This is a genomic window from Paracoccus sp. KKT209, from assembly GCF_055635455.1.
Window position 1 is genome coordinate 1,428,972 of record NZ_CM145758.1, and the last position, 23,881, is coordinate 1,452,852.

Genomic DNA, 23,881 nt, shown 5'->3' on the forward strand with positions numbered 1-23,881 from the left:
GGCTCAGGGCAGGGCGATCTGCAATTGCGCCGCCAGGGCCTGGACCTGCGGCCCCATCGCGGCGCGGTTGGCGAACAGCGTCGCCTGCGACCGCAGGATCGGGTCCTCGTCCAGGATGCGCAGGTTGTTGGCGCGCAGCGTCTCGCCCGACGAGGTGATGTCGGCAATGGCCTCGGCGGTCAGGTTCGCCACCGTGCCCTCGGTCGCGCCTTGGCTGTCGACCAGCTGGTAATCGGCAACCTCATGCGCGGCCAGCCAGGCTCGGACCAGGCGGTGATACTTGGTGGCGATGCGCAGGCGAAATCCGTGCTCGGCCCGGAAATCCCGCGCGATGGCCGCGAAATCGTCCAGGTCGCGACAGTCGCGCCAACAATCGGGCACCGCCAGGATCAGGTCAGCATGGCCAAAGCCCATTGGCGCCAGTTCGATCAGGTCCGACGACCAACCGGCCAGCTTTTCCCGCACCAGGTCGGTGCCGGTCACGCCCAGCTCGATCCGGCCGGCGGCCAGTTCGCGCGGGATCTCTCCGGCCGACAGCAGGACCAGCTGCACGCCCTCGGCGCCCTCGACCCGACCCGCATATTCGCGGTCCGACCCGCTGCGCGACAGGCGCACGCCGCGGGCGGCGAACCAGTCGAAGGTCTGTTCCATCAGCCGCCCCTTGGACGGCACGCCAAGGCGGATCATCGCGCGCCCTCCAGTTCTGCGACAAGGCCCGGGCGCAGGATGCCGCCCACCGCGGGGATCTCGCGGCCCTTGCCCAGCACGCGGGTCAGCGCGTCATAGCGCCCGCCCGAGGCGACCGGCGGCCAGCCCTGCCGCCCGGCCTGGAAGCTGAACGTGAAGCCGTCGTAATATTCCAGCGTGGCGCGACCATGGCTGGCGTCAAAGATGACGCGGGACAGGTCGATCCCCTGCGCCGCGATCGCCTGCAGCCGCGCCTCGATCCGGGTCACGGCATCCGCGATGGCGGGCATGTCGGCGGCCAGGTCGCGCAGGGCCGGCAGGGCTTCGGGCGCGGGGGCCCGCAGCGCGAAGAGGCGGTCCAGCCGCTCGGTCCAGATGGGCGACAGGGGCGCGACGGCCGCATCGGCCTGAAGCCGCGCGATCCGGCGCGTCATCTCGGCATCCGAACGCAGCCCCGACCAGGCACCCGTGCCAGCGGGAAAATCGCGCGCGACCGCGGGGGCCGAAAACCGCGCCAGCAGCCGGGCAAAGCGGCCGGGCCGCCAGATGTGGTGCATCAGCGCCTCGGCCCGCGCCTGCGTCAGCGGCAGGCCCGCGACGGCATCCAGCAGCAGCCCCATGTCGCCGATCTCGGCCTGCAAATCCAGGGGTGCCAGGGCCCGGTGGAACAGTGCAAAGACCTCGGCATCGGCGCCGGGATCGCGGCTGAACAGCTCGAAGCCGCATTGCAGGTATTCGTTGTCGCGCGGGTTGGCGGGGCGGGTCTCGCCCATGTCCTGCTTGCGGAAAACCTCGCCCAGATAGCAGTAGCGCGCGGGTTCGGCCCCGTTCGACATATGCGCCTGGACCACGGGGACCGTAAAATCGGGGCGCAGCATCATTTCGCCCCGGATCGGGTCGCTGGTCACGTAGGCGCGGGCGCGGATGTCCTCGCCGTAAAGATCCAGCAGGCTTTCGGCCGGCAGCAGGATGTCGGGGGCGACCTCGACGGCGCCGGCGGCGCGGAATTCGGCCAGCAGCCGCTGGCCCACGGCCTGCTTCTCCTGCTTGGGGATCATCCGAGGATCCGCCGCACTTCGGCCACCAGGTCGGCACGCGGCACCTCGGTCTGGGCGGGCTGGGACTTCCACTCGTCCAACGAGGCCTCGGCCGCGATCCGGGCGCCCAGGACCAGGTCCTTGACCTGCACGACGCCGCGTTCGGCCTCGTCCCCGCCCTGGATGATCGCGACCGGGGCGGCACGCTTGTCCGCATATTTCAGCTGGTTGCCGAAGTTCTTAGGGTTGCCCAGATAGACCTCGGCCCGGATGCCTGCGGCGCGCAGTTCGGCGGCCATGGCCTGGTAATCGGCCATGCGGTCGCGGTCCATCACGGTCACGACCACCGGCCCCGCGTCCTGCGTTCCTGCCAGCCCCTTGGCGCGCAGCGCGGCCAGCAGGCGATCGACGCCGATGCTGACGCCGGTCGCCGGGACCTTCTGGCCGGTAAAGCGTTCGACCAGCCCGTCATAGCGACCGCCGCCCGCCACCGATCCGAACTGCCGCTTCCGGCCCTTTTCGTCCAGGATCTCAAAGGTCAGCTCGGCCTCGAAGACCGGGCCGGTGTAATAGCCCAGGCCCCGAACGACCGAGGGGTCGATGACGGCCCGATCCTCGGCCACGCCCATCGCGGCCAGCATCGCGGCGATCTGGCGCAGCTCCTCCACCCCTTCGGCGCCGATCTCCGAAGAGCCCACGGCCGCCGCCAGGTTGTCCAGGGTCGCCGCGTTGTCAGATCCCTTGGAGGTCAGGAAGGCCAGCACGGGCGCCGCCTGCGTCTCGGACAGGCCGACGCCGTCGATCTGCGCGCCGCTGTCGTCGCGCCGCCCGGTGGTCAGAAGGGCCAGGACCCCGTCGCGTCCGACCTTGTCGAACTTATCGATGGTGCGCAGCACGTCGTCGGCCTGGCCCTCCGCCACATCCGCCGCCTCCAGCACGCCGTTCAGGACCTTGCGGTTGTTGATGCGCACCAGGTAGTCGCCGCGCGCGATGCCCACGCCCTCCAGCGCGTCGGCCAGCATCCCGCAGATCTCGGCATCCGCCGCGACCGAGGCCGAGCCGACCGTATCCGCATCGCATTGATAGAACTGCCGGAATCGCCCGGGACCCGGCTTTTCATTGCGCCAGACCGGCCCCATCGCATAGCGGCGATAGGGGGTCGGCAGGTCGTTCCTGAACTGCGCCGCGACACGCGCCAAAGGCGCCGTCAGGTCATAGCGCAGCGCCAGCCAGTCGCCCGAACCGCCGCCCGGGACTGCCTCCTCCTGCCAGGCAAAGACGCCGGCATTGGGGCGGTCCACGTCGGGCAGGAACTTGCCCAGGGCCTCGACCGTCTCGACGGCGCTGGTTTCCAGCGGGTCAAACCCATGGCGGTGATAGATCCCGGCGATGCGGTCCAGCATGGCCTTGCGTTCGGTCACGTCCGCGCCGAAATAGTCGCGAAAGCCCTTGGGCGTCTCGGCCTTGGGCCGGGGCTGTTTCTTTTGATCTTTTGCCATGGTGTCTCGTGCCTTTTGAGGGCCATATCCAGGCGCCGCTGTAACGGAAGGCAAGCACATGGACAAGCAGCAGGGCGACCGGCTTCGACAGCTCGAGGAAACGGTGGCGCATCTGACCCGCGTGACCGAGGACCTGTCCGAGGTCATCGCCCGCCAGGACCGCGACCTGGCCCGCGTCACCCGCCGCCTGGACCAGCTGTTGCTGGCCGAGGCCGAACGCCAGGCCGACGCCGCCGGCAGCGTGGCCATCGCCGACCAGCGCCCGCCGCATTACTGAGGCCACGCGGCTTCTTCGTTGCCGAAATACCCTCCTTGGGCCGCAGGACGGCGCCGGCCGTTCCGGGGGCCGACGGCCGCCGCGTCCCGACAAAGCCGCTTTCCCCGCCGGGCGCGATGCGCTAGAGGCGGGACGAAAAGAACTTCGGACAACGAAAAGGATCGCTCATGGCCAATGTTGTGGTTGTCGGAGCCCAGTGGGGCGACGAGGGCAAGGGCAAGATCGTCGACTGGCTTTCCGAACGCGCCGATGTGATCGCGCGCTTTCAGGGCGGTCACAATGCCGGCCACACGCTGGTCATCGGCGACAAGGTGTTCAAGCTGTCGCTGCTGCCCTCGGGGATCGTGCGCGAGAACAAGCTGGCCGTGATCGGCAATGGCGTGGTACTGGACCCCTGGTCGCTGTTTGCGGAAATCGACAAGCTGGCGGGGCAGGGGGTCAGGATCTCGACCGAAAACCTGATGATCGCGGAAAACACCCCGCTGATCCTGCCGCTGCACCAGGATCTGGACAAGCTGCGCGAGGAGGCCGCCGGCAAGGCCAAGATCGGCACCACCGGCCGCGGCATCGGCCCCGCCTATGAGGACAAGGTCGGCCGCCGCACGATCCGCGTCGCCGACCTGGCCGACGAGGAGACGCTGGACAGCCGCCTCGACCGCCTTCTGGCCCATCACGACGCGCTGCGCAGCGGGCTGGGTGCCACGCCCATCGACCGCGCCGAGCTGAAGGCCAAGCTGCTGGAGATCGCGCCCAAGCTGCTGCCCTATGCCCAGCCCGTCTGGAAGATCATGGCCGATGCCCGCAAGGCCGGAAAGCGCATCCTGTTCGAGGGCGCGCAGGGTAGCCTGCTGGACATCGACTTCGGGACCTATCCCTATGTGACCTCCTCCACGACGACCTCGGGCGCCGCCGCCTCGGGGACCGGCATGGGGCCGGGCGCCATCGGCTTTGTGCTGGGCATCGTCAAGGCCTATACGACCCGGGTGGGCGAAGGCCCGTTCCCGACCGAGCTTCACGATGGTGACGGCCAGCGGCTTGGCGAGCGGGGGCACGAATTCGGCACCGTCACGGGGCGCAAGCGCCGCTGCGGCTGGTTCGACGCGGTCCTGGTGCGCCAGACCTGCGCCATCAGCGGCGTGAACGGCATCGCCCTGACCAAGCTGGACGTGCTGGACGGGTTCGAGACGCTGAAGATCTGCACCGGCTACGAGATCGACGGCGTGAAATACGACTACCTGCCCACCGCCGCCGCCCTTCAGGCCAAGGTGACCCCCATCTACGAGGAGATGGACGGCTGGCAGGAATCGACCGCCGGCGCGCGCAGCTGGGCCGAGCTGCCCGCCGCCGCGATCAAGTATGTGCGCCGGGTCGAGGAGCTGATCCAGTGCCCCGTCGCGATGCTGTCGACCAGCCCCGAGCGCGACGACACCATCTTGGTGACCGATCCCTTCGCGGATTGATCCGCCCCTGCCGCGGCCGGTCCGGTCGCGGCATATCTTGGCACGTCTACCCCGCAGGAGCACATCTTGGACCTGAAGAGCCGTAAAAGACTTTCGATCCTGATCCTGCTGGTGCTGATGCCGGTCTATGTGATCGTGGCGGTGTCGCTGATGAACTGGCTGGACGGACGCTTCGGCCGGCAGCCGATCTGGGTCGAGGTGGTGATCTATCTTCTGCTGGGCATCCTCTGGGCGATGCCCTTCAAGCGGGTCTTTCGCGGCGTCGGCAAGGGCGAATGACGCCCCGGCCGGTCCGGGATCGCCAGGGCGTCACCGTCATCGGCGGGGGTGCCGTCAGCGATGCTGACCTGACCCAGGCCCTGGGCGTGGCCCCGGTTCTGGTCGCGGCCGATGGGGGGGCGGACCAGGCCCTGGCGCTTGGCCGGGCGCCGGACTGGGTCATCGGGGATCTGGACAGCATCTCGCATTCGGCGCGCCGTCGGATCCCTGCATCCCGGGTCATGCATGTGGCCGAACAGGACAGCACCGATTTCGTCAAGTGCCTCAGCCGGATCGACGCGCCGGTGGTGATGGCGGTGGGCTTTGCCGGGCTGCGGCTGGACCACACGCTGGCGGCGCTGACGGCGATGGTGCAGCCGCAGGCGCCCTGCGTGGTGATGCTGGCCTCGGACGACGTGATCTTTGCCTGCCCGCCGCGCCTGATGCTGCCGCTGATGCCGGGAACGCGGGTGTCTCTGTATCCGATGGGGCCCGCGCAGGGCACCAGCACCGGGCTGGAATGGCCGATCGAGGGGATTGCATTCGCGCCGGGCGGCCGCGTCGGCACCTCTAACCGGGCAACGGGCCTCGTCACGCTGCGCATGGAGGGGCCGATGCTGGTCATGCTGCCGCGCGACTGCCTGGGAACCGCGCTGACGGCCCTGCAACGCCCGCTGCGCTGACGCCATGCCACGAGGGGCCGGTTGTCGAAGCCGGTCTCATGGCCTATCTGAAGGACGAACCCCCGGAGGCTGCCTGCATGTCGCTGAACCCGATCCGTCCCTGGCGCAACATCGAGCGCCGGAAATCCCGCCAGATCATGGTGGGCCGCGTGCCTGTCGGCGGCGATGCGCCGATCAGCGTGCAGACGATGACAAACACGAACGGCCATGACGTGCGCGCCACGCTGGACCAGGTGATCCGGGCGGCCGATGCGGGCGCGGACATCGTGCGCATCAGCGCCCCCGACCAGGAGACGACCCGCGCGCTGCGCGAGATCTGTCGCGAAAGCCCGGTGCCGATCGTGGCGGACATCCATTTCCACTACAAGCGCGCCATCGAGGCGGCCGAGGCGGGCGCCGCCTGCCTGCGCATCAACCCGGGCAATATCGGCGACGAAAGCCGGGTGCGCGAGGTGATCCGCGCCGCCAAGGACCACGGTTGTTCCATCCGCATCGGGGTGAATGCCGGCAGCCTGGAAAAGCACCTGCTGGAGAAATACGGAGAACCCTGCCCGGACGCGATGGTGGAATCGGGCCTGGACCATATCAAGATCCTGCAGGACAATGATTTCCACGAATTCAAGATCAGCGTGAAGGCCAGCGACGTGTTCCTGTCGGCGGCGGCCTATCAGCAGCTGGCCGAGGTGACGGATGCGCCGATCCACCTGGGCATCACCGAAGCCGGCGGCTTTGTCGGCGGCACAGTGAAATCGGCCGTAGGCCTGGGAAACCTGCTCTGGGCCGGGATCGGTGACACGATCCGCGTCAGCCTGTCCGCCGATCCGGTCGAGGAGGTCAAGGTCGGGTTCGAGATCCTCAAGTCGCTTGGCCTGCGCACGCGCGGCGTCCAGATCATCAGCTGTCCCAGCTGCGCACGCCAGGGTTTCGACGTGATCAGGACGGTCGAGGCGCTGGAAAAGCGGCTGGAGCACATCAAGACGCCGATGAGTCTGTCGATCATCGGCTGCGTGGTGAACGGCCCCGGCGAGGCGCTGATGACCGATATCGGCTTTACCGGCGGCGGGGCGGGCAGCGGCATGGTCTACATGGCCGGGCGCCAGAGCCACAAGATGTCGAACGAGCAGATGATCGACCACATCGTCGAACTGGTCGAGAAACGGGCCGAGGTTCTGGAAACAGAAGCGGCGGCAGCCGAGGCAGCCGAATAGCGCTGGTCCGCAGGCCGCAGGGGGCCGTCTGCCCCCTGCACCCCCGAGGGTATTTCGGCAAGGAAGAAGCCGGGCGTCAGCCGCCCGTATGGCTCATGTGGCGGGTCATCTGGCCGTCGACCTTCTGTCGGGAATAGTCGAAGTCGTGGCCCTTGGGCTTGCGCGCGATGGCGGCGCGGATCGCCTGGCGCAGGGGCTCGTCATCGGCGCTGGCGCGCAGGGGCGCGCGCAGGTCGGCGCGGTCCTCCTGGCCCAGGCACATGAACAGCTCGCCCGTGCAGGTGACGCGAACACGGTTGCAGCTTTCGCAGAAGTTGTGGGTCAAGGGGGTGATGAAGCCGATCTTCTGCCCGGTCTGGGCCAGCTGCACATAACGGGCTGGTCCGCCGGTGCGTTCGGCCAGGTTGATCAGCGTGAATCGCTCGGCCAGCCGGTCGCGCAGGTCCGACAGGGGCCAGTACTGGTCCAGCCGGTCCTCATTGCCCAGATCGCCCATCGGCATGACCTCGATGAAGGTCAGGTCATGCCCCTCGTCCCCGCACCATTGCACGAGGTCGAACAATTCGCTGTCATTGACGCCCTTCAGCGCCACGACATTGATCTTGACCCGCAGGCCCGCGTCCTTGGCCGCCCGGATCCCGTCCAGAACCTGGGGCAGGCGGCCCCAGCGGGTGATCTGCGCGAACCTGTCGGGGTCCAGCGTGTCCAGCGAGACATTCACGCGGCGCACGCCGCAATCGGCCAGTTCGGCGGCATGGCGGGTCAACTGGCTGCCGTTCGTGGTCAGCGTCAGTTCGTCCAGGCCCTGTCCCAGATGACGCGAGGCGCGGCGGAAGAAGCCCATGATCCCGCGACGGACCAGCGGTTCGCCCCCGGTGATGCGCAGCTTGCGCACGCCCAGCTGCACAAAGGCGGTGGACAGGCGGTCCAGCTCCTCCAGCGTCAGCAGCTCGGCCTTGGGCAGGAACTGCATGTGTTCGGACATGCAATAGACGCAGCGGAAATCGCAGCGGTCGGTGACCGAGACCCGCAGATAGCTGATCGGGCGGGCGAAGGGGTCGATGAGGGGGGCTTGGCTGTCCATGCCGTTAATCTAGGCGCGCGGGCGCCCGCTCACAAGCCGCGCGATCACACAAGCGCCAGTGGACCTTTCCGACGCCCGGCGGATAAGCTGATGCAAATGACCTTGCAGGAGACGCAGATGCGCTTGATCCCCCTTGTTGCGGCCACGACCGCCCTCGGCCTGACGCTGGCCGGCTGCACGCAGATGGCGCAGACCGAACGCCCGGCCGCGGCAACGCAGCCGACCGCCACGCCCGCGCAGACCGCGGCCGCCACGGCCATCACCCGCGCGCCGGCCCCGCGCCCGGCCGCCCGGGCGACCCCGGCGCAGCTGGACACGACGACGCCCCAACAGCGCGCCGCCGCAGCCCAGGCCCCCGTCAGCGGTGGCGAGACCAGGCTGGGCACCACGATCGGCTCGCTTGGCAACCCGTCCGAGGGGGGGTTCTGGATCAAGACGCCGCTGGTCAAGGAAACGGCCATGGGCCGCATCGTGAACCCGGCCACGGGCAAGTCCGCCAAGGTCGAGCTGCGCCCCCTGAGCGGCAGCGGCAGCGGCAGCCAAGTGTCGCTGCCCGCGCTGCAGCTGCTGGGCGTGCCGCTGACCGACCTGCCGACGCTGGAGGTTTACCGCTCCTGATCGGGCTGCCCGTCATCGGGCAGGTCGGGGTCAGACAGGTCGGGGTCGGCCCCGTCCGCCTGCTGGGGGTCCGCTTCAGCGGCGTCCTGGGCAGGCATTGCGGCCTGTGCCGTCTGCCATTCGGCCGCCCGGGCGGCATCGTGGCGGCCCAGGTCACGCAGCCAGGTTTCCACCGCCTGGCGCACCGCGCCGTTCCGGTCAAAGGCCAGCCGGTGGGCCCAGTCCAGGATCCGCTCGCGGTGTTCCAGATCGGCGGGCTTGGGGTGGTTCATCTTGGCCCAACGCAGGGTCGCGATCATCAGGGACCGGCGCAGCCAGGGGTTGTTGCTGTCCAGCCAAGGCTCGATCTGGTCCAGGCGGGACGGGTCCGCCAGCAGACGGCGGGACGCGGCGGCCATGACCGCATCTGCGATCTCGGCGCCGTCGATCTGCGGGGCCCAGTCCAGGATGGCCTGCCACGCGCCCGCGTCGGGCCGCATCCGCGCCTGGACCAGCAGCCGGGCGGCCGCCAGGCGCGCCTCGTGGATGTCGCTGTCCCACAGCGCGCGGGCCAAGGCCAGGCGTCCCTCGACATCCAGCGCTTCGCGCCAGCCCGCGACGGCGGCATCCAGGTCGGCGGGGGTGACGCCCAGGGTCTCGCGCCCGGTCTTGTGGCGGGCGGCAAGTCGCGCGGCGCGCTCGGGCTCGCCCAGGGCGCGCAGCTGGTCCAGTTCCTGCATCGGGATCTCCTTCGTTGGCCCCTTGTAAGGGCGGGCCGGTCCGGCCTCAAGAAGGTGGTGGCAGCGGGGGGTGGGGCAGGATAAAAGACCCGCGCAATCACGAGGTAGCCCCATGTCGCATTCCGCCGAACCCCGTCCGATGTCCTCTCGCCGCAGCGGCCCGTTGACGGGCGAGGCATTGGTGCCGGGCGACAAGTCGATCAGTCACAGGGCGCTGATCCTTGGCGCGATGGCCGTGGGCGAAACCCGGATCACCGGCCTGCTGGAGGGCCAGGACGTGCTGGACACCGCCAAGGCGATGGCGGCCTTTGGCGCACAGGTGACCCGTCACGGCCCCGGCGAATGGTCCGTGCACGGCGTCGGCGTCGGCGGCTTTCGTTCGCCCGAGGGGGTGATCGACTGCGGCAATTCCGGCACCGGCGTGCGGCTGATCATGGGGGCCATGGCCACGACGCCGATCACCGCGACCTTCACCGGCGATGCCAGCCTGTCGCGCCGCCCGATGGCGCGCGTGACCGACCCGCTGTCGCAATTCGGCGCCCGGATCACCGCGCGGGACGGCGACCGTCTGCCGATCACCATCGAAGGCGCGACCGATCCCGTTCCGCTGACCTATCGCACCCCCGTCGCCAGCGCACAGATCAAGTCGGCGCTGCTGCTGGCCGGGCTGAACGTGCCCGGCGACACCGTGGTGATCGAGCCCGAGCCCACCCGCGACCATTCCGAACGCATGCTGGCGGGCTTTGGCGCCCAGGTCCGCAGCGAGACGACGCCCGAGGGCCACCGCGTCACGCTGACCGGCCGCCCCGAGCTGCGCGCCCAGCCCGTGGCCGTGCCGCGCGATCCGTCCAGCGCGGGCTTTTCGGTGGCCGCCGCGCTGATCGTGCCGGGGTCCGAGATCCGCGTGCCGGGTGTCAGCCGCAATCCAACGCGCGACGGCCTTTACGTGACCCTGCAGGAGATGGGCGCGGACATCACCTTCCAGAACCCGCACGAGGAGGGCGGCGAGCCCGTGGCCGACCTGCTGGTGCGGCACAGCCGGCTGAAGGGCGTCAGCGTCCCGGCCGAACGCGCCGCCAGCATGATCGACGAATTCCCCATCCTGTCGGTCATCGCGGCCTTTGCCGAAGGCGCGACCGTCATGAACGGGGTGGCCGAGCTGCGCGTGAAGGAAAGCGACCGCATTGATGCGATGGCCCGCGGTCTGGAGGCCAATGGCGTCCGGGTCGAGGAGACGCGCGACAGCATGACCGTCCACGGCATGCCGCAGGTTCCGGGCGGCGGCAGCGCGGTGACCCATCTGGACCACCGCATCGCCATGTCCTTCCTGATCCTGGGGCTGGCTGCGGAAAACCCGGTCGGCATCGACGATGCAGGGCCGATCACGACCTCTTTCCCCGACTTCGTGCCGCTGATGACGCGGCTTGGCGCCAGCTTCGACTGAGGGCGTGACCTGCGGGGGCCGCTGAGGGCCCCCGCGCGATCAGGTCCTGACGGGGTAGCCGACGCCTGCCAGGGCCACCCGGATCTCGTCCAGGATGGCGGGGTCGTCGATGGTGGCGGGGGTCTTGACCTCTTCGCCATCCGCGATCCTTGCCATGGTGGCGCGCAGGATCTTGCCCGACCGCGTCTTGGGCAGCCTCTCGACCACGCAGGCGGTTTTGAAGGCGGCGACGGGGCCGATCCGGTCGCGGACCATGCGCACGACCTCGGCCGCGACCTGCGCGTGATCGGTTTCGACCCCCTTCTTCAGGCACAGGAGGCCAAGCGGCGCCTGGCCCTTCAGCGCGTCGGCCACGCCGATCACCGCGCATTCCGCCACTGCCGGATGCGAGGCCAGGACCTCCTCCATCCCGCCGGTGGAGAGGCGGTGGCCGGCCACGTTGATCACGTCGTCGGTGCGGGCCATGATATAGACATAGCCGTCCTCGTCGATATAGCCCGCGTCGCCGGTCTCGTAATAGCCCGGGAAATGGTCCAGATAGGATTTGCGAAAGCGCTCTTCGGCATTCCATAGCGTCGGCAGGGTTCCGGGCGGCAGGGGCAGCTTGATCGCGATGGCGCCCAGGGTGCCGGCGGGCACCGGATGGCCCGCCTCGTCCAGCACCTGCACGTCATAGCCCGGCATCGGCAGCGAGGGGCTGCCCTTCTTGATCGGCAGCAGGCCGACGCCCAGGGGGTTGGCCGCGATGGCCCAGCCCGTTTCGGTCTGCCACCAGTGGTCGATGACCGGAACCTTCAGCCGATCCTCGGTCCAGGTGATCGTGTCGGGGTCGGCGCGCTCTCCGGCCAGGAACACCGCTTTCAGGCTGGAGAGGTCGTATTGGCCGACCAGGGCGCCTGACGGGTCCTCGCGCTTGACGGCGCGGATGGCGGTGGGCGCGGTGAAGAAGCTTTTGACCCCGTGATCGGCGATGACGCGCCAGAAGGTGCCGGCATCCGGCGTGCCCACGGGTTTGCCTTCAAAGACCACCGTGGTCGCGCCCGCCACCAATGGTCCATAGACGATGTAGCTGTGGCCCACGACCCAGCCCACGTCCGAGGCCACCCAGAAGACGTCCCCGGCGCCGATGTCGTAGATGTTGCGCACGCTCCAGGCCAGGGCGACCAGGTGCCCGGCCGTGTGGCGCACGACGCCCTTGGGCTGGCCGGTCGTCCCCGAAGTGTAGAGGATATAGGCTGGGTGGTTCCCCTCGACCGGGACGCAGGGGGCGGGGGTGGCGGCGGCTGTCGCCTCGGCCCAGTCCAGATCGCGGCCGGGGGTCATCGCCGCCTCGCATTCGGAGCGCTGGAAGACGATGCAGAAGTCGGGCTTGTGGCGCGCCTCGTCGATGGCACGGTCCATCAGCGGCTTGTAGGCCACGGTCCGGCCCGGCTCCAGCCCGCAGGAGGCGGCGATGATCGCCTTTGGCCGGGCATCGTCGATCCGCACCGCCAGCTCATGCGCCGCAAAGCCGCCGAAGACGACGGAATGGATCGCGCCGATGCGGGCGCAGGCCAGCATCGCCTGCACCGCCTCGGGGATCATCGGCATGTAGAGGATGACGCGGTCGCCCTTTCCGACCCCGCGCGCGACCAGCACCCCGGCCAGCCGCGCGACGCGGTCCTGAAGCTCGGCATAGGTCAGACGCGAGACGCTGTTCGTCATCGGGCTGTCATGGATGATCGCGATGCGGTCGCCGTGGCCGGCTTCGACATGGCGGTCGATGGCGTTCCAGCAGGTGTTGACCAGCCCGTCGGCGAACCATTCACCCGCCGGTCCTTGGTCGAAATGGGCGGCGCTTGGCGGGCGGGTCCAGTCGATCGATTGGGCGGCTTCGGTCCAGAACCGCTCGGGGTCCGCCTTCCAGGCCGCGTAAAGGTCTTGATATGCCATGGTGATCCCCTCCCGAGATAACGGTTTGTTACGCAGGAAGCCGGGCTCGGCGCAACCTTGTTAGCGGGAGCGGACCGCCCCGGCAGGGGAAGATTAACAGGTTTCGGCAAATCAGATCGGCCGGGTTCTGCAAAGGGAAAGCGCAGCAAAACATGACTTTGCTGCGCTGCAGAATTTGCAAACCGTGTCGACCCTGGGCTGCCCGGGCCGATTCGCCTCAGCCGTAGTGGTTGACGGGGGTTCCGGCCAGCACGCTCATGTTCAGCAGGCCGCGCGTGGTGATCGAGGGCGTCACGATATGCGCGCGGTTGCCCATGCCCATCAGGATCGGCCCGACCTCCAGCCCGCCGGCGCGCATCTTCAGCGCGTTGCGCACGCCCGAGGCCGCGTCGGTGCCCGCAAAGACCAGCACGTTGGCAACCCCCTCCAGCCGCGACCCGGGAAAGATCCGTTCGCGCAGTTCGGGGTCCAGCGCCGCGTCCACATGCATCTCGCCGTCATACATGAAGTCGGGCTCGCGGGCATCCAGCAGGGCCAGCGCGTCGCGCATCTTGCGACCAGAATCGCTGTCGGTGTTGCCGAACTGCGAATGGCTGCACAGCGCGATCTTGGGCGTCAGGCCAAAGCGGCGGACATGGCGCGCCGCACCCTCGACCGTTTCCATCACCTGCTGCGGCGTGGGGTCGTTGTGGCACTGGGTGTCGGCGATGAACAGCGGGCCGTCCTCCAGGATGATCATCGACAGCGCCGCCACCGGATGCAGCCCGTCGCGGGCCAGCACCTGGCGGACATATTGCAGGTGCCAGCTGTACTGCCCGAAGGTGCCGCAGATCAGGCTGTCGGCCTCGTTCCGGTGCACCATCACCGCGCCGATGGCAGTGGTGTTGGTGCGCATGATTGCCCGCGCGATGTCCGGACTGACTCCGCGCCGGGCCATCAGTCCGTGATAGGTTTCCCAATAGTCGCGATAGCGGGGGTCGTTTTCCGGGTTCACGATCTCGAAGTCGCGCTCGGGGCGGATCGGCAGGCCGGCGCGTTCGGCGCGCATGGCGATGACATCCGGGCGTCCGATCAGGATGGGAACGTCGGTCGTCTCCTCCAGCATGGCATTGGCGGCGCGCAGCACGCGCTCGTCCTCGCCCTCGGCAAAGACGATGCGGCGCGTGGCGGTCGCGGCGGCCTCGAAGACCGGGCGCATGATCAGCGCCGAACGGAAGACCGAGCTGTCCAGCTTGCGCTTGTAGGCTTCCAGGTCGTCCAGCGGCCGGGTGGCGACGCCCGTTTCCATCGCGGCCTTGGCAACAGCGCTGCTGACGACGCCCACCAGGCGCGGGTCGAAAGGCTTGGGGATCAGGTAGTCGGCGCCGAAGGTCAGCGTCTCGCCGCGATAGGCGGCGGCGGCCTCGGCGGCGGTGGTAGCGCGGGCCAGGGCCGCGATCCCCTCGATGCAGGCGATCTTCATCTCATCGTTGATCGTGGTCGCGCCGACGTCCAGCGCGCCGCGGAAGATGAAGGGAAAGCACAGGACGTTGTTGACCTGGTTCGGAAAATCGCTGCGCCCGGTGGCGATGATCGCGTCGGGGGCGACGCTGCGCACCTGGTCGGGGTTGATCTCGGGGTTGGGGTTCGCCAGCGCGAAGATGATCGGGCGCGGCGCCATGCGCGACACCATCTCGGGCGTCAGGACGCCGGGGCCGGACAGGCCCAGGAACAGGTCGGCGCCGTCGATGACCTCGCCCAGGCTGCGCAGGTCGGTGGCCTGGGCATAGGCGGCCTTTTGCGGGTTCATGTCCACGCTCCGGCCCTCATGGACCAGCCCGTGGATGTCGCACAGCCACACATTCTCGCGCCGCACGCCCAGCTTCAGCAGCATGTCCAGGCAGGCGATCCCCGCCGCCCCGCCGCCGGTCGAGACGATCTTGATGTCCTCGAACCGCTTGCCGGCGATGCAGAGCGCGTTCGTCGCGGCGGCGCCCACCACGATGGCGGTGCCGTGCTGGTCGTCGTGAAAGACCGGGATGTTCATCCGCTCGCGGCAGATCTTTTCGACGATGAAGCAGTCGGGCGCCTTGATGTCTTCCAGGTTGATCGCGCCGAAGGTCGGCTCCAGCGCGCAGACGATCTCGGCCAGCTTCTCGGGGTCGGGCTGGTTCACCTCGATGTCGAAGCAGTCGATATTGGCGAATTTCTTGAAGAGGACCGCCTTGCCCTCCATCACCGGCTTGGAGGCCAGCGCGCCGATATTGCCCAATCCCAGGACGGCGGTCCCGTTGCTGACCACCGCGACCAGGTTCCCGCGCGCGGTATAGCGCGCCGCCGTGGTCGGGTCGGCCTTGATCTCCAGGCAGGCTTCGGCGACGCCGGGGGAATAGGCGCGGGCCAGGTCGCGGCCATTGGCCATCGGCTTCGTCGCGCGGATCTCCAGCTTCCCGGGTCGCGGGAATTCGTGATAATCCAGTGCCGCCTGACGCGCGCTGTCCTGCCTGCGTTCTTCCATCTCTGCCCCTCCGGTTTCGGAATTGGTTTACCGTTAAATCATTTGCGCGGCGGCGAACAGCCGGGTTCTTCCCCCTGCCGTTGCGGAGGGTGGCTTGCGCAGCCCTTCGCGGGGGCGCAGAAATACGGGTGATGCAGATGAAAGGCGAAGCCATGTCCCTTCTTGAGGCGGCGCGCGAGGTGCGCGAACATGCCTATGTGCCCTATTCCAAGTTCAAGGTCGGCGCCGCGATCCGGGGCGCCTCGGGCGCGATCTATCGCGGCTGCAATGTCGAGAACGTCGCCTATCCCGAGGGCACCTGCGCCGAGGCTGGTGCCATCGCCGCCATGGTCGCCGCCGGCGAGACGCAGCTGGTCGAGGTCGCGGTGATCGCCGACAGCCCCAGCCCGGTGACCCCCTGCGGCGGCTGCCGTCAGAAGCTGGCCGAGTTCGGGGCAGGGGACACGCCGGTCCTGATGGCCACGACCGATGGCGCCAGCGTGCAGACCACCGTAGGGGACCTGCTGCCCGGCCGCTTCGACACGGGCCACATGGCGCGCACATGACCGACCCGCGTCCGGTGATTGCCGCGGTGCGCGACGGGCGCGGGCTTGACGGACCGGGCGCCGCGCTGATCGCGCAGGGCCTGGCCGACGGGTCGGTCAGCGATGCGCAGGCCGGGGCCTTTGCAATGGCGGTGCTGACCAAGGGGGTCGGGACCAAGGGCCGCGTCGCGCTGACGCGGGCGATGCGCGATTCCGGGCATGTCCTGCAATGGGACCTGTCGGGGCCGGTGGTGGACAAGCATTCCTCGGGCGGGATCGGCGACACGGTCAGCCTGGTCCTGGCGCCGCTGCTGGCTGCGCGTGGAGTATTCGTGCCGATGATCTCGGGGCGGGGACTGGGCCATACGGGCGGGACGCTGGACAAGCTGGAGGCGATCCCCGGCTTTCTCTGCGACCAGCCCGAGGACGAGTTCCGCCGGATCGTGCGCACCGTCGGCTGCGCGATCATTGCCGCCACCGGCGACGTGGCCCCCGCCGACCGGCGGCTTTACGGCATCCGCGACGAATCCGGCACGGTCGAATCGATCGACCTGATCACCGCGTCGATCCTGTCCAAGAAGCTGGCGGCGGGGCTGGATGCGCTGGTTCTGGACGTCAAGTCGGGTTCGGGCGCGATCCTGAAAAAGCCCGACAGCGCCGAGCGTCTGGCCCGTGCCCTGGTCGAGACCGCGAATGGCGCGGGCTGCCGGACCGCGGCCCTGATCACCGACATGGACCAGCCGCTGGCCCGCAGCGCCGGCAACGCGCTGGAAGTGGCCGAGGCGATCCGCGTCCTGCGTGGCGAAGCCGGCGCCCTGCGCGACCTAACGCTGGCCCTGGCGGCCGAATGCCTGGCGCTGGCGGGACAGTCGGTCGACGGGCTGGAGGCGACACTGGACAGCGGCGCCGCGGCCGAGGTCTTTGGCCGCATGGTGGCAGCCCAGGGCGGGCCGCGCGACCTGCTGGACCGTCCCGCCGCGCATCTGGGTGCAGCCCCGGTCATCCGCGCCGTGCCCGCACCCCAGGGTCATGTCGCGCGCATCGACGTGACGGCGCTTGGCCACGCGGTTCTGGCCCTGGGTGGCGGGCGGGTGCGGGCCGGCGAAGGGATCGACCACCGCGTGGGACTGGACCGGATGGCCAAGCTGGGCGAACCCGTCGGCCCGGACCGCCCGCTGGCGATGATCCACGCCGCCGACGACACCGCCGCCGAGGTGGCGCTGGCCGCCGTCCAGGCAGCCTATCTGATCGGTGAACCGGCAGAACCCGGCCCCTTGGTTCGCGACAGGATCACCGCATGAGCCGCGCCTTCCTGATCGTGATGGACAGCGTGGGCATCGGCGGCGCACCGGATGCCGATGCCTTCTTCAACGGCGGCCTGCCCGACACCGGTGCCAATACCGTCGGACATATTGCGCAGGCCCGACCGCTGGCCATGCCCGTCCTGGCGGGCCTCGGGCTGGGGGCGGCGGTGCGGCTGGCCTCCGGCGCCGAGGCGCCGGGGCTGATGGTGGCGCCGCAGGGCCTCTGGGGCGCCGCGACAGAGGTGTCGCGCGGCAAGGATACCCCCTCGGGGCATTGGGAGATCGCGGGCGTTCCCGTGCCCTGGGACTGGACCTATTTCCCCGACCGCCACCCGGCCTTTCCGCCCGACGTTACCGCCCGCATCTGCGAACTGGCCGGAACGGAAGGCATCTTGGGGAACTGCCACGCCTCGGGCACGCAGGTGATCGACGATTTCGGGGCGGAACACCTGCGACGCGGCTGGCCCATCTGCTATACCTCGGCCGACAGCGTGCTGCAGATCGCGGCCCATGAAGAGGGCTTCGGGCTGGACCGCCTGATCACGCTTTGCCGCGACCTGGCGCCGATGCTGCACGAGATGCGCGTCGGGCGGGTGATCGCGCGTCCCTTCCTGGGGGATGCCGGGTCGTTCCAACGCACCGGCAACCGCCGCGATTTCGCCATCGCACCGCCGGGCCGGACGATCCTGGACATCGCGGCCGGGGCAAGGCGCACGACCCATGCCATCGGCAAGATCGGCGACATCTTCAGCCATCGCGGGATCGCGCAGTTGCACAAGGGCAGGTCCGACGCGGATCTGGCCGACCACCTGATCGCCCTGGGGAACGCGGCCGCGCCCGGCAGCCTGACCTTTGCCAATTTCGTCGAATTCGACACGAATTTCGGCCATCGGCGCGACATCGAGGGTTACGCCCGGCAGCTGGAATGGTTCGACGCCGTCGCGGGACGCTTTCTGGCGACGCTCGGGGCCGGCGACATCGCGATCTTTACCGCCGACCACGGCAACGATCCGTCCTGGCGCGGCACGGACCACACCCGCGAACGGGTGCCGGTGCTGGTCCACGGGGCGGGCAGCGGCAGCATCGGCCTGGTCGGTTTCAGCGACATCGGCGCCTCGGTCATGGCCCATCTGGGCCTGCCCGCGCCAGAACACGGGACATCCTTTCTATGAAGAAGATCGAACTGCACCTGCATCTGGAAGGGGCCGCGCCCCCCGACTTCATCCGCGGCATTGCCAAGGAAAAGCGCCTGGACCTGTCGGGTATCTTCGATGAGCGCGGCGCCTATGCCTATGACGACTTTCCCGGCTTCCTGCGCTGCTACGAGGCGGCGACGGGCGTGCTGCAGACCCCGCGCGACTATGCCCGCCTGCTGGCCGAGGTGCTGGAACGCTGCGCCGAGGAGGGCGTGATCTATACCGAGCTTTTCGTCTCGCCCGAGTTCTGCGGCGGCGGCGACCTTTCGGCCTGGCGCGACTATCTGGCCGCCATGACCGAGGTCGCCGACACCGCGCGTGCCCAGGGGATCGACAGCCGCGGCATCGTGACCATCATCCGCCATTTCGACCCCGACCGCGCGCGCCGCACGGCGCTCTGTGCTGCCGAGACCGCCGGCGGCTGGATCACCGGCTTTGGCATGGGCGGGGCCGAGCAGATGCACAAGGCCACCGATTTCGCCTGGAGCTATGACTGCGCGCGCGAGGCCGGGCTGGGCCTGACCTGCCATGCCGGCGAATGGGGCGGCCCCGCCAGCATCCGCGAGGCGCTGGAGCTGGGCTGCTCCCGCATCGGCCACGGCGTGCAGGCGATCGAGGATCCGCAGCTGGTCCGCGACCTGGTCGAGCGGGACGTGACGCTGGAGGTCTGTCCCGGGTCGAACATCGCACTTGGCGTCTATCCCGACTGGTCCGTCCATCCGATCGCGCGGCTGGCCGATGCGGGGGTGCGGGTCACCGTCTCGACCGACGACCCGCCGTTCTTCCACACGACGATGCGCGCGGAATACGACCGGCTTGCCACGACCTTTGGCTGGGGCGATACCGAGTTCCGACAGATCAACCTGTGGGCCGCCGAGGCTGCCTTCTGCGACATGGACACCCGCGACCGGCTGAAAAAGGAATTCGCCTGATGCCCCACCTGACCCTCGTCGATCACCCGCTGGTTCAGCACAAGCTGTCGATCATGCGGCAAAAGGAGGTCTCCACCGCAGGCTTTCGCCGCCTTTTGCGCGAGATCAGCCTGCTGCTGGCCTATGAGGTCACGCGCGAACTGGAGCTGACCACGACCCGGATCGAGACCCCGCTCTGCGAGATGGACGCCCCCACGCTGGAGGGCAAGAAGCTGGCGCTGATCTCGATCCTGCGGGCCGGGAACGGGCTTCTGGATGGCATCCTGGAGTTGATCCCGGGCGCGCGGGTGGGCTTTGTCGGCCTCTACCGCGACCCTCAGACGCTGCTGCCGGTCGAATATTACTGCAAGGTGCCCAAGGAACTGGACGCGCGCATGACGATCGTGGTGGATCCGATGCTGGCCACCGGCAATTCCTCGGTCGCGGCCATCGACATGCTGAAGGCGCGGGGCGCCAAGAACCTGCGGTTCCTGTGCCTGCTGGCCGCCCCCGAAGGCGTCGAGCGGATGCGCCAGGCCCATCCCGACGTGCCGATTTTCACCGCCGCCCTGGACGAGCGGCTGGACGATCACGGCTATATCGTGCCGGGCCTGGGCGATGCCGGCGACCGGATGTTCGGCACCAAATAGCGCGCGCATTAACGGCCATTTCACGGTTTCCCCCTAGGTTGGGGCGCGAAACCTGAGGATGGACGAATGAACGGCAGACGGTCGCTGGTGATGTTTCTGATGCTGGGTGGGGCGGCCTGGGGCGCGCCGGTCCCGCCGCCACCCGAAGGCTTTGCGGGCAGCCAGTATATCGACGCCAGCGGCTGCGTCTTTGCGCGGGAGGGCTCGGCATGGGTGGCGCGCATGGTGGGCGGCCAGCAGCTCTGCGGCTTTCCGCCAAGCCTGGAGGCCCGCCGCCAGGATGCCACGGCGGATCGCGTGCTGCCCCTGACACCACCATCCCGGCCCGATCCGGAAACGCTGCTGCTGGAACAGCTGGCGGACGATCTGCGGCCGGGCGAATGGAAGGCGGATCCGCGGCAGGCCGAGATCCGGGCCGATCCGGCGCCCGCGCGGCATGCCGATCCGGTTGAGCTTGCCCTCCGGGACGCGGTTGCCGTGGCACCGGCCCTGCAGGCTGCGGGCGGGATCAGGCTCTCTCCCGAGGTCTGCGCCCAACTTGGATACAGCGGTCAGGGCAAGGGGGACGGAGGGGGCCTCTGTCCGGGAGCGGTGTCGGAACCGCGTCTCGCCTCCCGCCCGGCGGGGACGGCGCCGGCCACCCCGCCCAAGCCCGCGCCAGCCGCAAAGCCTGCCCGCGCGGCACCGCCCAAAGCCGATCCGAAGCCCGCGCAGGCGACGCGGCGCGCAGGGCAGGCGCCGGCTGCGGCTGCGGCCAGCCGGTCCGCGTCCGCCCCCGCAGCCCCAAAAACCGCGACCCCGCCCGCAGCCGAGATGATCCCCCCCTCGGCCCGCTACGTCCAGGTGGGCGCCTATACTGATGAGGAGAACGCGCTGATCGTGCTGCGCGCCTTGTCGGCGCGCGGCTACAAGACCGGCCAGACCCGGACCAAGGGGCAGGACAAGGCCCCCCGCGTGATCATGGCGGGCCCCTTCGCGGACCGGCAGTCGCTGATCGCGGCGCTGAACGACCTCCGGGCGAACGGATATCCGGCCGCCGTGGCGCGCTAGGCGCTGCGGACAGCCTCGATCATGCGGGCCACGTTGTCGGGATCGGCATCGGGCGTGATCCCGTGGCCCAGGTTGAAGACATGCGGCCCGCCGCGCAGCGCACGCGTGATGCGCTGCGCCTCGGCCACCAGTTCCGGGCCGCCGGTGACCATGTGGCGCGGGTCCATGTTGCCCTGCACGCAGCCGTCGACCTGCACATGCTGCGCCGCCCATTCGGCCGAGATGGAATTGTCCAGCGCCACGCAATCCGCGCCCACGGCTGCGCCGAAGCCCACGTACCGATCGCCCGCCTCGCGCGGGAAGGCGATCACCGGAACGCCGGGGTGCCGCTCCTTCAGCGCTGCGATGATCCGCTTGGCAGGAGCCAGGGCGAAGTCGTCGAAATCCCGGCCCTTGAGGCTGCCGGCCCAGCTGTCGAACAGCTTGACGACCTCGGCCCCTGCCTCGATCTGCCGCGACAGGTAGAGGATCGTGGCCTCGGTGATCCGCTCGATCAGCGCCGTGAAGGTTGCGCGGTCCCTGTCCTTCAGCGCATGCGCGGGACCCTGATCCTTGGTGCCGCGTCCGGCGATCATGTAGGTCGCAACCGTCCAGGGCGCCCCGGCAAATCCGATCAGCGTCGTCTCTGCCGGCAGTTCGCGCGACAGGATTCGGACGGTCTGATAGATCGGGTCCAAGCGTTCGTGAATGGCGTCCGCCGGACGCAGGCGTTGCATGTCCCCGGCGGTGGTGATGGTCGACAGACGCGGACCTTCGCCGGTCACGAACCACAGGTCCGCCCCCAGGGCCTGGGGCACCAGAAGTATGTCCGCAAACAGGATCGCCGCGTCAAAGCCATAGCGCCGGATCGGCTGCAGCGTCACCTCGGCCGCCAGTTCCGGGTTGTAGCAGAGCGACAGGAAATCGCCGGCCTGCGCCCGGGTCGCCCGATATTCGGGCAGGTATCGCCCCGCCTGGCGCATCATCCAGATCGGCGGCGTGGGCAGGGTCTCGTCGGCAAGGGCGCGCAGCATCAGTTTGGTCATGGGGCCTCCTGCGACCCTTGAAGGCGAGGCGACAGACGTTGTCAAGCGCGCGCCCGGCCGCTATTGCGGAGCCATGACACAGATGCCCGACCCCTCCCGCCCCCTCAAGATCGGCACCCGCGGCTCGGTGCTGGCACTTGCCCAGGCCCACGAGACGCGCGACCGGCTGATGGCGGCCCACGGGCTGCCGGCCGGCGCATTCGAAATCGTGGTGATCAAGACCACGGGCGACCGTGTGCTGGACCGGCCGCTGAAGGAGATCGGCGGCAAGGGCCTGTTCACGCGCGAGATCGAGGAGGCACTGACCGCAGGGGCCATCGACATTGCCGTCCATTCGATGAAGGACATGCCGACCCTGCAGCCGGAAGGACTTGTCATCGATTGCCTTCTGCCGCGCGAGGATGTGCGCGATGCCTTCGTCAGCCTGCACGTCACCTCCATCGCGGATCTTCCGCAGGGGGCTGTCGTCGGTTCCTCCAGCCTGCGGCGCCGGGCACAACTGGCGCATCGCCGCCCGGACCTGCAGCTGGTGGAGTTCCGGGGCAACGTGCAGACCCGGCTGAAAAAGCTGGAGGACGGCGTCGCGGTGGCGACGTTCCTGGCAATGGCAGGACTGAGCCGCCTTGACATGCGCCATGTGGCGCAAAGCGCCATTGACCCGGGCGAAATGCTTCCGGCCGTTGCACAGGGCGCCATCGGGGTAGAGCGTCGAGCGAATGACACGGCAATGGCTGAGCTGCTGTCGCCGATCCATCATGCCCCGACAGGCCATCGCATCCGGGCCGAACGCGCCTTCTTGGCGCGACTGGATGGCTCCTGCCAAACGCCTATTGCCGGCTTGGCCGAACTCAACGATGGCCGGATCACCTTGCGGGGTGAGATCCTGCGCCCCGACGGCAGCGATGTTGTGGCAGGGTTCCGAGAAGGGCTGATCTCGGATGGGCCAGAACTGGGCGACGACCTGGCGCGTGAACTGCTGTCGCGCGCGGGGCCGGGTTTCATGTCTGCCTGAACCAGATCATGCCAAAAGCGGCTCGGCCGCTCTTGGCATCACTTGTGTCAGTAGCTGCGGATAAGACCCACCAAGCGCCCTTGGATGCGCACGCGCCCCTCGGGCAGCAGACGGGTTTCATAGGCGGCATTTGCAGCTTCAAGGGCGATCATCGCGCCCTTGCGGCGATAGCGCTTCAACGTGGCTTCCTGATCGTCGACCAACGCGACGATGATATCGCCGTTCTCGGCCGTGTCCTGTTCGCGGATCACGACCACGTCACCGTCATTGATGCCCGCCTCGATCATCGAGTCGCCGGTGACCTCCAGCGCGTAATGATGTTCGCGCCCCACAAGCATGGTCCCGGGGACCGCGACATGATGCGACACTTCCGAGATCGCCTCGATCGGAACACCCGCTGCGATCTTGCCCATCAGGGGCAGTTGGACAGCAGGGCTGTCCACAACCGTCAGGGCGCTGCGAGGCCGGGGCGCGCGGGTATTGGTGATCACCCGGGGCGAAAACCCCTGCTTTTCCTCTGCCGGTTCGGCTTCCTTGAGATGCGAAAGGGCATCGGGCAGGCGCAATACCTCCAGTGCGCGGGCCCGGTGCGGAAGGCGGCGGATGAAGCCACGCTCCTCCAGTGCCGTTACCAGCCGATGAATGCCCGACTTGGACCGCAGATCCAGCGCGTCCTTCATTTCGTCGAATGACGGGGGCACGCCGTCGCGCAGCATCCTATTCTGAATGAACTCGAGCAGTTGGATCTGCTTCCTGGTCAGCATGGGCCCGGCCTCTTGTCGATATGTTCCATGTATGTTCTAGCC

General features: G+C 68.8%; 23 protein-coding genes. 14 read left to right on the forward strand and 9 right to left on the reverse strand.

Annotation, left to right across the window (positions count from 1 at the left end):
• Positions 1 to 3 precede the first annotated feature (3 nt).
• Genes hisG through hisS form a run of 3 tightly spaced genes read right to left on the reverse strand, consistent with a single transcriptional unit; the run spans position 4 to position 3,223 of the window.
• Entirely contained in the window at positions 4 to 687 is a 684-nt protein-coding gene (hisG, locus tag ACZ2G3_RS07060) for an ATP phosphoribosyltransferase (protein WP_470398652.1), read from the reverse strand.
• Complete coding sequence (locus ACZ2G3_RS07065; RefSeq protein ID WP_470399080.1) at positions 684 to 1,742, reverse strand: ATP phosphoribosyltransferase regulatory subunit; 1,059 nt, start codon at positions 1,740 to 1,742, stop codon at positions 684 to 686. Before ACZ2G3_RS07065 ends, hisG begins: the two co-directional genes overlap by 4 nt.
• A complete protein-coding gene (hisS, locus tag ACZ2G3_RS07070; RefSeq protein WP_470398654.1) occupies positions 1,742 to 3,223 on the reverse strand; it encodes a histidine--tRNA ligase in 1,482 nt (493 codons plus the stop codon). Before hisS ends, ACZ2G3_RS07065 begins: the two co-directional genes overlap by 1 nt.
• A 58-nt stretch (positions 3,224 to 3,281) precedes the next feature.
• Here hisS and ACZ2G3_RS07075 point away from each other — a divergent pair, with 58 nt between their 5' ends.
• The 5 genes from ACZ2G3_RS07075 to ispG all read left to right on the forward strand — a co-directional run bounded on the left by ACZ2G3_RS07075 (position 3,282) and on the right by ispG (position 7,109).
• On the forward strand, positions 3,282 to 3,500 hold the full coding sequence (locus ACZ2G3_RS07075) for a SlyX family protein (RefSeq protein WP_419267595.1): 219 nt from the start codon (positions 3,282 to 3,284) through the stop codon (positions 3,498 to 3,500).
• Positions 3,501 to 3,667: 167 nt separating this feature from the next.
• A complete protein-coding gene (locus ACZ2G3_RS07080; protein ID WP_470398656.1) occupies positions 3,668 to 4,960 on the forward strand; it encodes an adenylosuccinate synthase in 1,293 nt (430 codons plus the stop codon).
• 66 nt (positions 4,961 to 5,026) lie between these two features.
• Positions 5,027 to 5,239, forward strand: a complete 213-nt coding sequence (locus ACZ2G3_RS07085) for a DUF2842 domain-containing protein (protein ID WP_470398658.1) — start codon at positions 5,027 to 5,029, stop codon at positions 5,237 to 5,239.
• Entirely contained in the window at positions 5,236 to 5,901 is a 666-nt protein-coding gene (locus ACZ2G3_RS07090; RefSeq protein WP_470398660.1) for a thiamine diphosphokinase, read from the forward strand. Before ACZ2G3_RS07085 ends, ACZ2G3_RS07090 begins: the two co-directional genes overlap by 4 nt.
• A gap of 77 nt (positions 5,902 to 5,978) precedes the next feature.
• Positions 5,979 to 7,109, forward strand: a complete 1,131-nt coding sequence (gene ispG / locus ACZ2G3_RS07095) for a flavodoxin-dependent (E)-4-hydroxy-3-methylbut-2-enyl-diphosphate synthase (RefSeq protein ID WP_419267790.1) — start codon at positions 5,979 to 5,981, stop codon at positions 7,107 to 7,109.
• Between the two features lie 76 nt (positions 7,110 to 7,185).
• On the opposite strand, the gene moaA is transcribed toward ispG, so the two are convergent.
• Positions 7,186 to 8,193, reverse strand: coding sequence for a GTP 3',8-cyclase MoaA (gene moaA / locus ACZ2G3_RS07100; RefSeq protein ID WP_470398661.1), 1,008 nt, complete (start codon positions 8,191 to 8,193; stop codon positions 7,186 to 7,188).
• A 117-nt stretch (positions 8,194 to 8,310) separates the two neighbouring features.
• Here moaA and ACZ2G3_RS07105 point away from each other — a divergent pair, with 117 nt between their 5' ends.
• A complete protein-coding gene (locus ACZ2G3_RS07105; RefSeq protein ID WP_419267601.1) occupies positions 8,311 to 8,811 on the forward strand; it encodes a hypothetical protein in 501 nt (166 codons plus the stop codon).
• On the opposite strand, the gene ACZ2G3_RS07110 is transcribed toward ACZ2G3_RS07105, so the two are convergent.
• The gene (locus tag ACZ2G3_RS07110) at positions 8,799 to 9,530 is read right to left on the reverse strand and encodes a DNA alkylation repair protein (protein WP_470398663.1); all 732 of its coding nucleotides are present in this window, start codon (positions 9,528 to 9,530) and stop codon (positions 8,799 to 8,801) included. The two genes, ACZ2G3_RS07105 and ACZ2G3_RS07110, sit on opposite strands and share 13 nt — an antisense overlap.
• 112 nt (positions 9,531 to 9,642) lie before the next feature.
• On the opposite strand from ACZ2G3_RS07110, the gene aroA reads away from it, so the two are divergent.
• The gene (aroA, locus tag ACZ2G3_RS07115) at positions 9,643 to 10,974 is read left to right on the forward strand and encodes a 3-phosphoshikimate 1-carboxyvinyltransferase (protein ID WP_470398664.1); all 1,332 of its coding nucleotides are present in this window, start codon (positions 9,643 to 9,645) and stop codon (positions 10,972 to 10,974) included.
• A 39-nt stretch (positions 10,975 to 11,013) separates the two neighbouring features.
• On the opposite strand, the gene ACZ2G3_RS07120 is transcribed toward aroA, so the two are convergent.
• Together ACZ2G3_RS07120 and ACZ2G3_RS07125 are read right to left on the reverse strand one after the other, a co-directional pair.
• Positions 11,014 to 12,906, reverse strand: a complete 1,893-nt coding sequence (locus ACZ2G3_RS07120) for a propionyl-CoA synthetase (protein ID WP_470398666.1) — start codon at positions 12,904 to 12,906, stop codon at positions 11,014 to 11,016.
• Between the two features lie 217 nt (positions 12,907 to 13,123).
• Entirely contained in the window at positions 13,124 to 15,403 is a 2,280-nt protein-coding gene (locus tag ACZ2G3_RS07125; protein WP_470398668.1) for an NADP-dependent malic enzyme, read from the reverse strand.
• 152 nt (positions 15,404 to 15,555) lie between these two features.
• On the opposite strand from ACZ2G3_RS07125, the gene ACZ2G3_RS07130 reads away from it, so the two are divergent.
• The 6 genes from ACZ2G3_RS07130 to ACZ2G3_RS07155 all read left to right on the forward strand — a co-directional run bounded on the left by ACZ2G3_RS07130 (position 15,556) and on the right by ACZ2G3_RS07155 (position 21,038).
• Positions 15,556 to 15,948 (forward strand): cytidine deaminase, encoded by a 393-nt coding sequence (locus ACZ2G3_RS07130; RefSeq protein WP_419267606.1) that lies wholly within the window; start codon positions 15,556 to 15,558, stop codon positions 15,946 to 15,948.
• The gene (locus ACZ2G3_RS07135) at positions 15,945 to 17,228 is read left to right on the forward strand and encodes a thymidine phosphorylase (protein WP_470398669.1); all 1,284 of its coding nucleotides are present in this window, start codon (positions 15,945 to 15,947) and stop codon (positions 17,226 to 17,228) included. Before ACZ2G3_RS07130 ends, ACZ2G3_RS07135 begins: the two co-directional genes overlap by 4 nt.
• The gene (locus ACZ2G3_RS07140; protein WP_470398671.1) at positions 17,225 to 18,403 is read left to right on the forward strand and encodes a phosphopentomutase; all 1,179 of its coding nucleotides are present in this window, start codon (positions 17,225 to 17,227) and stop codon (positions 18,401 to 18,403) included. The genes ACZ2G3_RS07135 and ACZ2G3_RS07140 overlap by 4 nt, the downstream gene beginning before the upstream one ends.
• Complete coding sequence (locus tag ACZ2G3_RS07145) at positions 18,391 to 19,359, forward strand: adenosine deaminase (protein WP_470399082.1); 969 nt, start codon at positions 18,391 to 18,393, stop codon at positions 19,357 to 19,359. The genes ACZ2G3_RS07140 and ACZ2G3_RS07145 overlap by 13 nt, the downstream gene beginning before the upstream one ends.
• Complete coding sequence (gene upp, locus ACZ2G3_RS07150) at positions 19,359 to 19,988, forward strand: uracil phosphoribosyltransferase (protein ID WP_470398673.1); 630 nt, start codon at positions 19,359 to 19,361, stop codon at positions 19,986 to 19,988. Before ACZ2G3_RS07145 ends, upp begins: the two co-directional genes overlap by 1 nt.
• A 66-nt stretch (positions 19,989 to 20,054) precedes the next feature.
• Entirely contained in the window at positions 20,055 to 21,038 is a 984-nt protein-coding gene (locus ACZ2G3_RS07155; protein ID WP_470398674.1) for an SPOR domain-containing protein, read from the forward strand.
• Here the strand turns inward: ACZ2G3_RS07155 and hemE are convergent.
• Positions 21,035 to 22,063 (reverse strand): uroporphyrinogen decarboxylase, encoded by a 1,029-nt coding sequence (gene hemE / locus ACZ2G3_RS07160; RefSeq protein WP_470398676.1) that lies wholly within the window; start codon positions 22,061 to 22,063, stop codon positions 21,035 to 21,037. The two genes, ACZ2G3_RS07155 and hemE, sit on opposite strands and share 4 nt — an antisense overlap.
• Before the next feature lie 73 nt (positions 22,064 to 22,136).
• On the opposite strand from hemE, the gene hemC reads away from it, so the two are divergent.
• On the forward strand, positions 22,137 to 23,075 hold the full coding sequence (gene hemC, locus ACZ2G3_RS07165; RefSeq protein ID WP_470398678.1) for a hydroxymethylbilane synthase: 939 nt from the start codon (positions 22,137 to 22,139) through the stop codon (positions 23,073 to 23,075).
• A gap of 47 nt (positions 23,076 to 23,122) precedes the next feature.
• Here the strand turns inward: hemC and lexA are convergent, their stop codons facing one another.
• Positions 23,123 to 23,839 (reverse strand): transcriptional repressor LexA, encoded by a 717-nt coding sequence (gene lexA, locus ACZ2G3_RS07170; protein ID WP_419267613.1) that lies wholly within the window; start codon positions 23,837 to 23,839, stop codon positions 23,123 to 23,125.
• Between the last annotated feature and the right edge of the window lie 42 nt (positions 23,840 to 23,881).

Excerpts from the sequence above, each read along its gene's own strand:
- hemE (WP_470398676.1), bottom strand. The coding sequence starts at position 22,063 with ATGACCAAACTGATGCTGCGCGCCCTTGCCGACGAGACCCTGCCCACG.
- ACZ2G3_RS07120 (WP_470398666.1), bottom strand. The coding sequence starts at position 12,906 with ATGGCATATCAAGACCTTTACGCGGCCTGGAAGGCGGACCCCGAGCGG.
- ACZ2G3_RS07090 (WP_470398660.1), top strand. The coding sequence starts at position 5,236 with ATGACGCCCCGGCCGGTCCGGGATCGCCAGGGCGTCACCGTCATCGGC.
- ACZ2G3_RS07135 (WP_470398669.1), top strand. The coding sequence starts at position 15,945 with ATGACCGACCCGCGTCCGGTGATTGCCGCGGTGCGCGACGGGCGCGGG.
- aroA (WP_470398664.1), top strand. The coding sequence starts at position 9,643 with ATGTCGCATTCCGCCGAACCCCGTCCGATGTCCTCTCGCCGCAGCGGC.
- ACZ2G3_RS07080 (WP_470398656.1), top strand. The coding sequence starts at position 3,668 with ATGGCCAATGTTGTGGTTGTCGGAGCCCAGTGGGGCGACGAGGGCAAG.
- upp (WP_470398673.1), top strand. The coding sequence starts at position 19,359 with ATGCCCCACCTGACCCTCGTCGATCACCCGCTGGTTCAGCACAAGCTG.
- hemC (WP_470398678.1), top strand. The coding sequence starts at position 22,137 with ATGACACAGATGCCCGACCCCTCCCGCCCCCTCAAGATCGGCACCCGC.
- ACZ2G3_RS07105 (WP_419267601.1), top strand. The coding sequence starts at position 8,311 with ATGCGCTTGATCCCCCTTGTTGCGGCCACGACCGCCCTCGGCCTGACG.
- ACZ2G3_RS07075 (WP_419267595.1), top strand. The coding sequence starts at position 3,282 with ATGGACAAGCAGCAGGGCGACCGGCTTCGACAGCTCGAGGAAACGGTG.
- ACZ2G3_RS07110 (WP_470398663.1), bottom strand. The coding sequence starts at position 9,530 with ATGCAGGAACTGGACCAGCTGCGCGCCCTGGGCGAGCCCGAGCGCGCC.
- ACZ2G3_RS07155 (WP_470398674.1), top strand. The coding sequence starts at position 20,055 with ATGAACGGCAGACGGTCGCTGGTGATGTTTCTGATGCTGGGTGGGGCG.
- moaA (WP_470398661.1), bottom strand. The coding sequence starts at position 8,193 with ATGGACAGCCAAGCCCCCCTCATCGACCCCTTCGCCCGCCCGATCAGC.
- ispG (WP_419267790.1), top strand. The coding sequence starts at position 5,979 with ATGTCGCTGAACCCGATCCGTCCCTGGCGCAACATCGAGCGCCGGAAA.
- ACZ2G3_RS07140 (WP_470398671.1), top strand. The coding sequence starts at position 17,225 with ATGAGCCGCGCCTTCCTGATCGTGATGGACAGCGTGGGCATCGGCGGC.
- hisS (WP_470398654.1), bottom strand. The coding sequence starts at position 3,223 with ATGGCAAAAGATCAAAAGAAACAGCCCCGGCCCAAGGCCGAGACGCCC.
- ACZ2G3_RS07130 (WP_419267606.1), top strand. The coding sequence starts at position 15,556 with ATGTCCCTTCTTGAGGCGGCGCGCGAGGTGCGCGAACATGCCTATGTG.
- hisG (WP_470398652.1), bottom strand. The coding sequence starts at position 687 with ATGATCCGCCTTGGCGTGCCGTCCAAGGGGCGGCTGATGGAACAGACC.
- lexA (WP_419267613.1), bottom strand. The coding sequence starts at position 23,839 with ATGCTGACCAGGAAGCAGATCCAACTGCTCGAGTTCATTCAGAATAGG.
- ACZ2G3_RS07125 (WP_470398668.1), bottom strand. The coding sequence starts at position 15,403 with ATGGAAGAACGCAGGCAGGACAGCGCGCGTCAGGCGGCACTGGATTAT.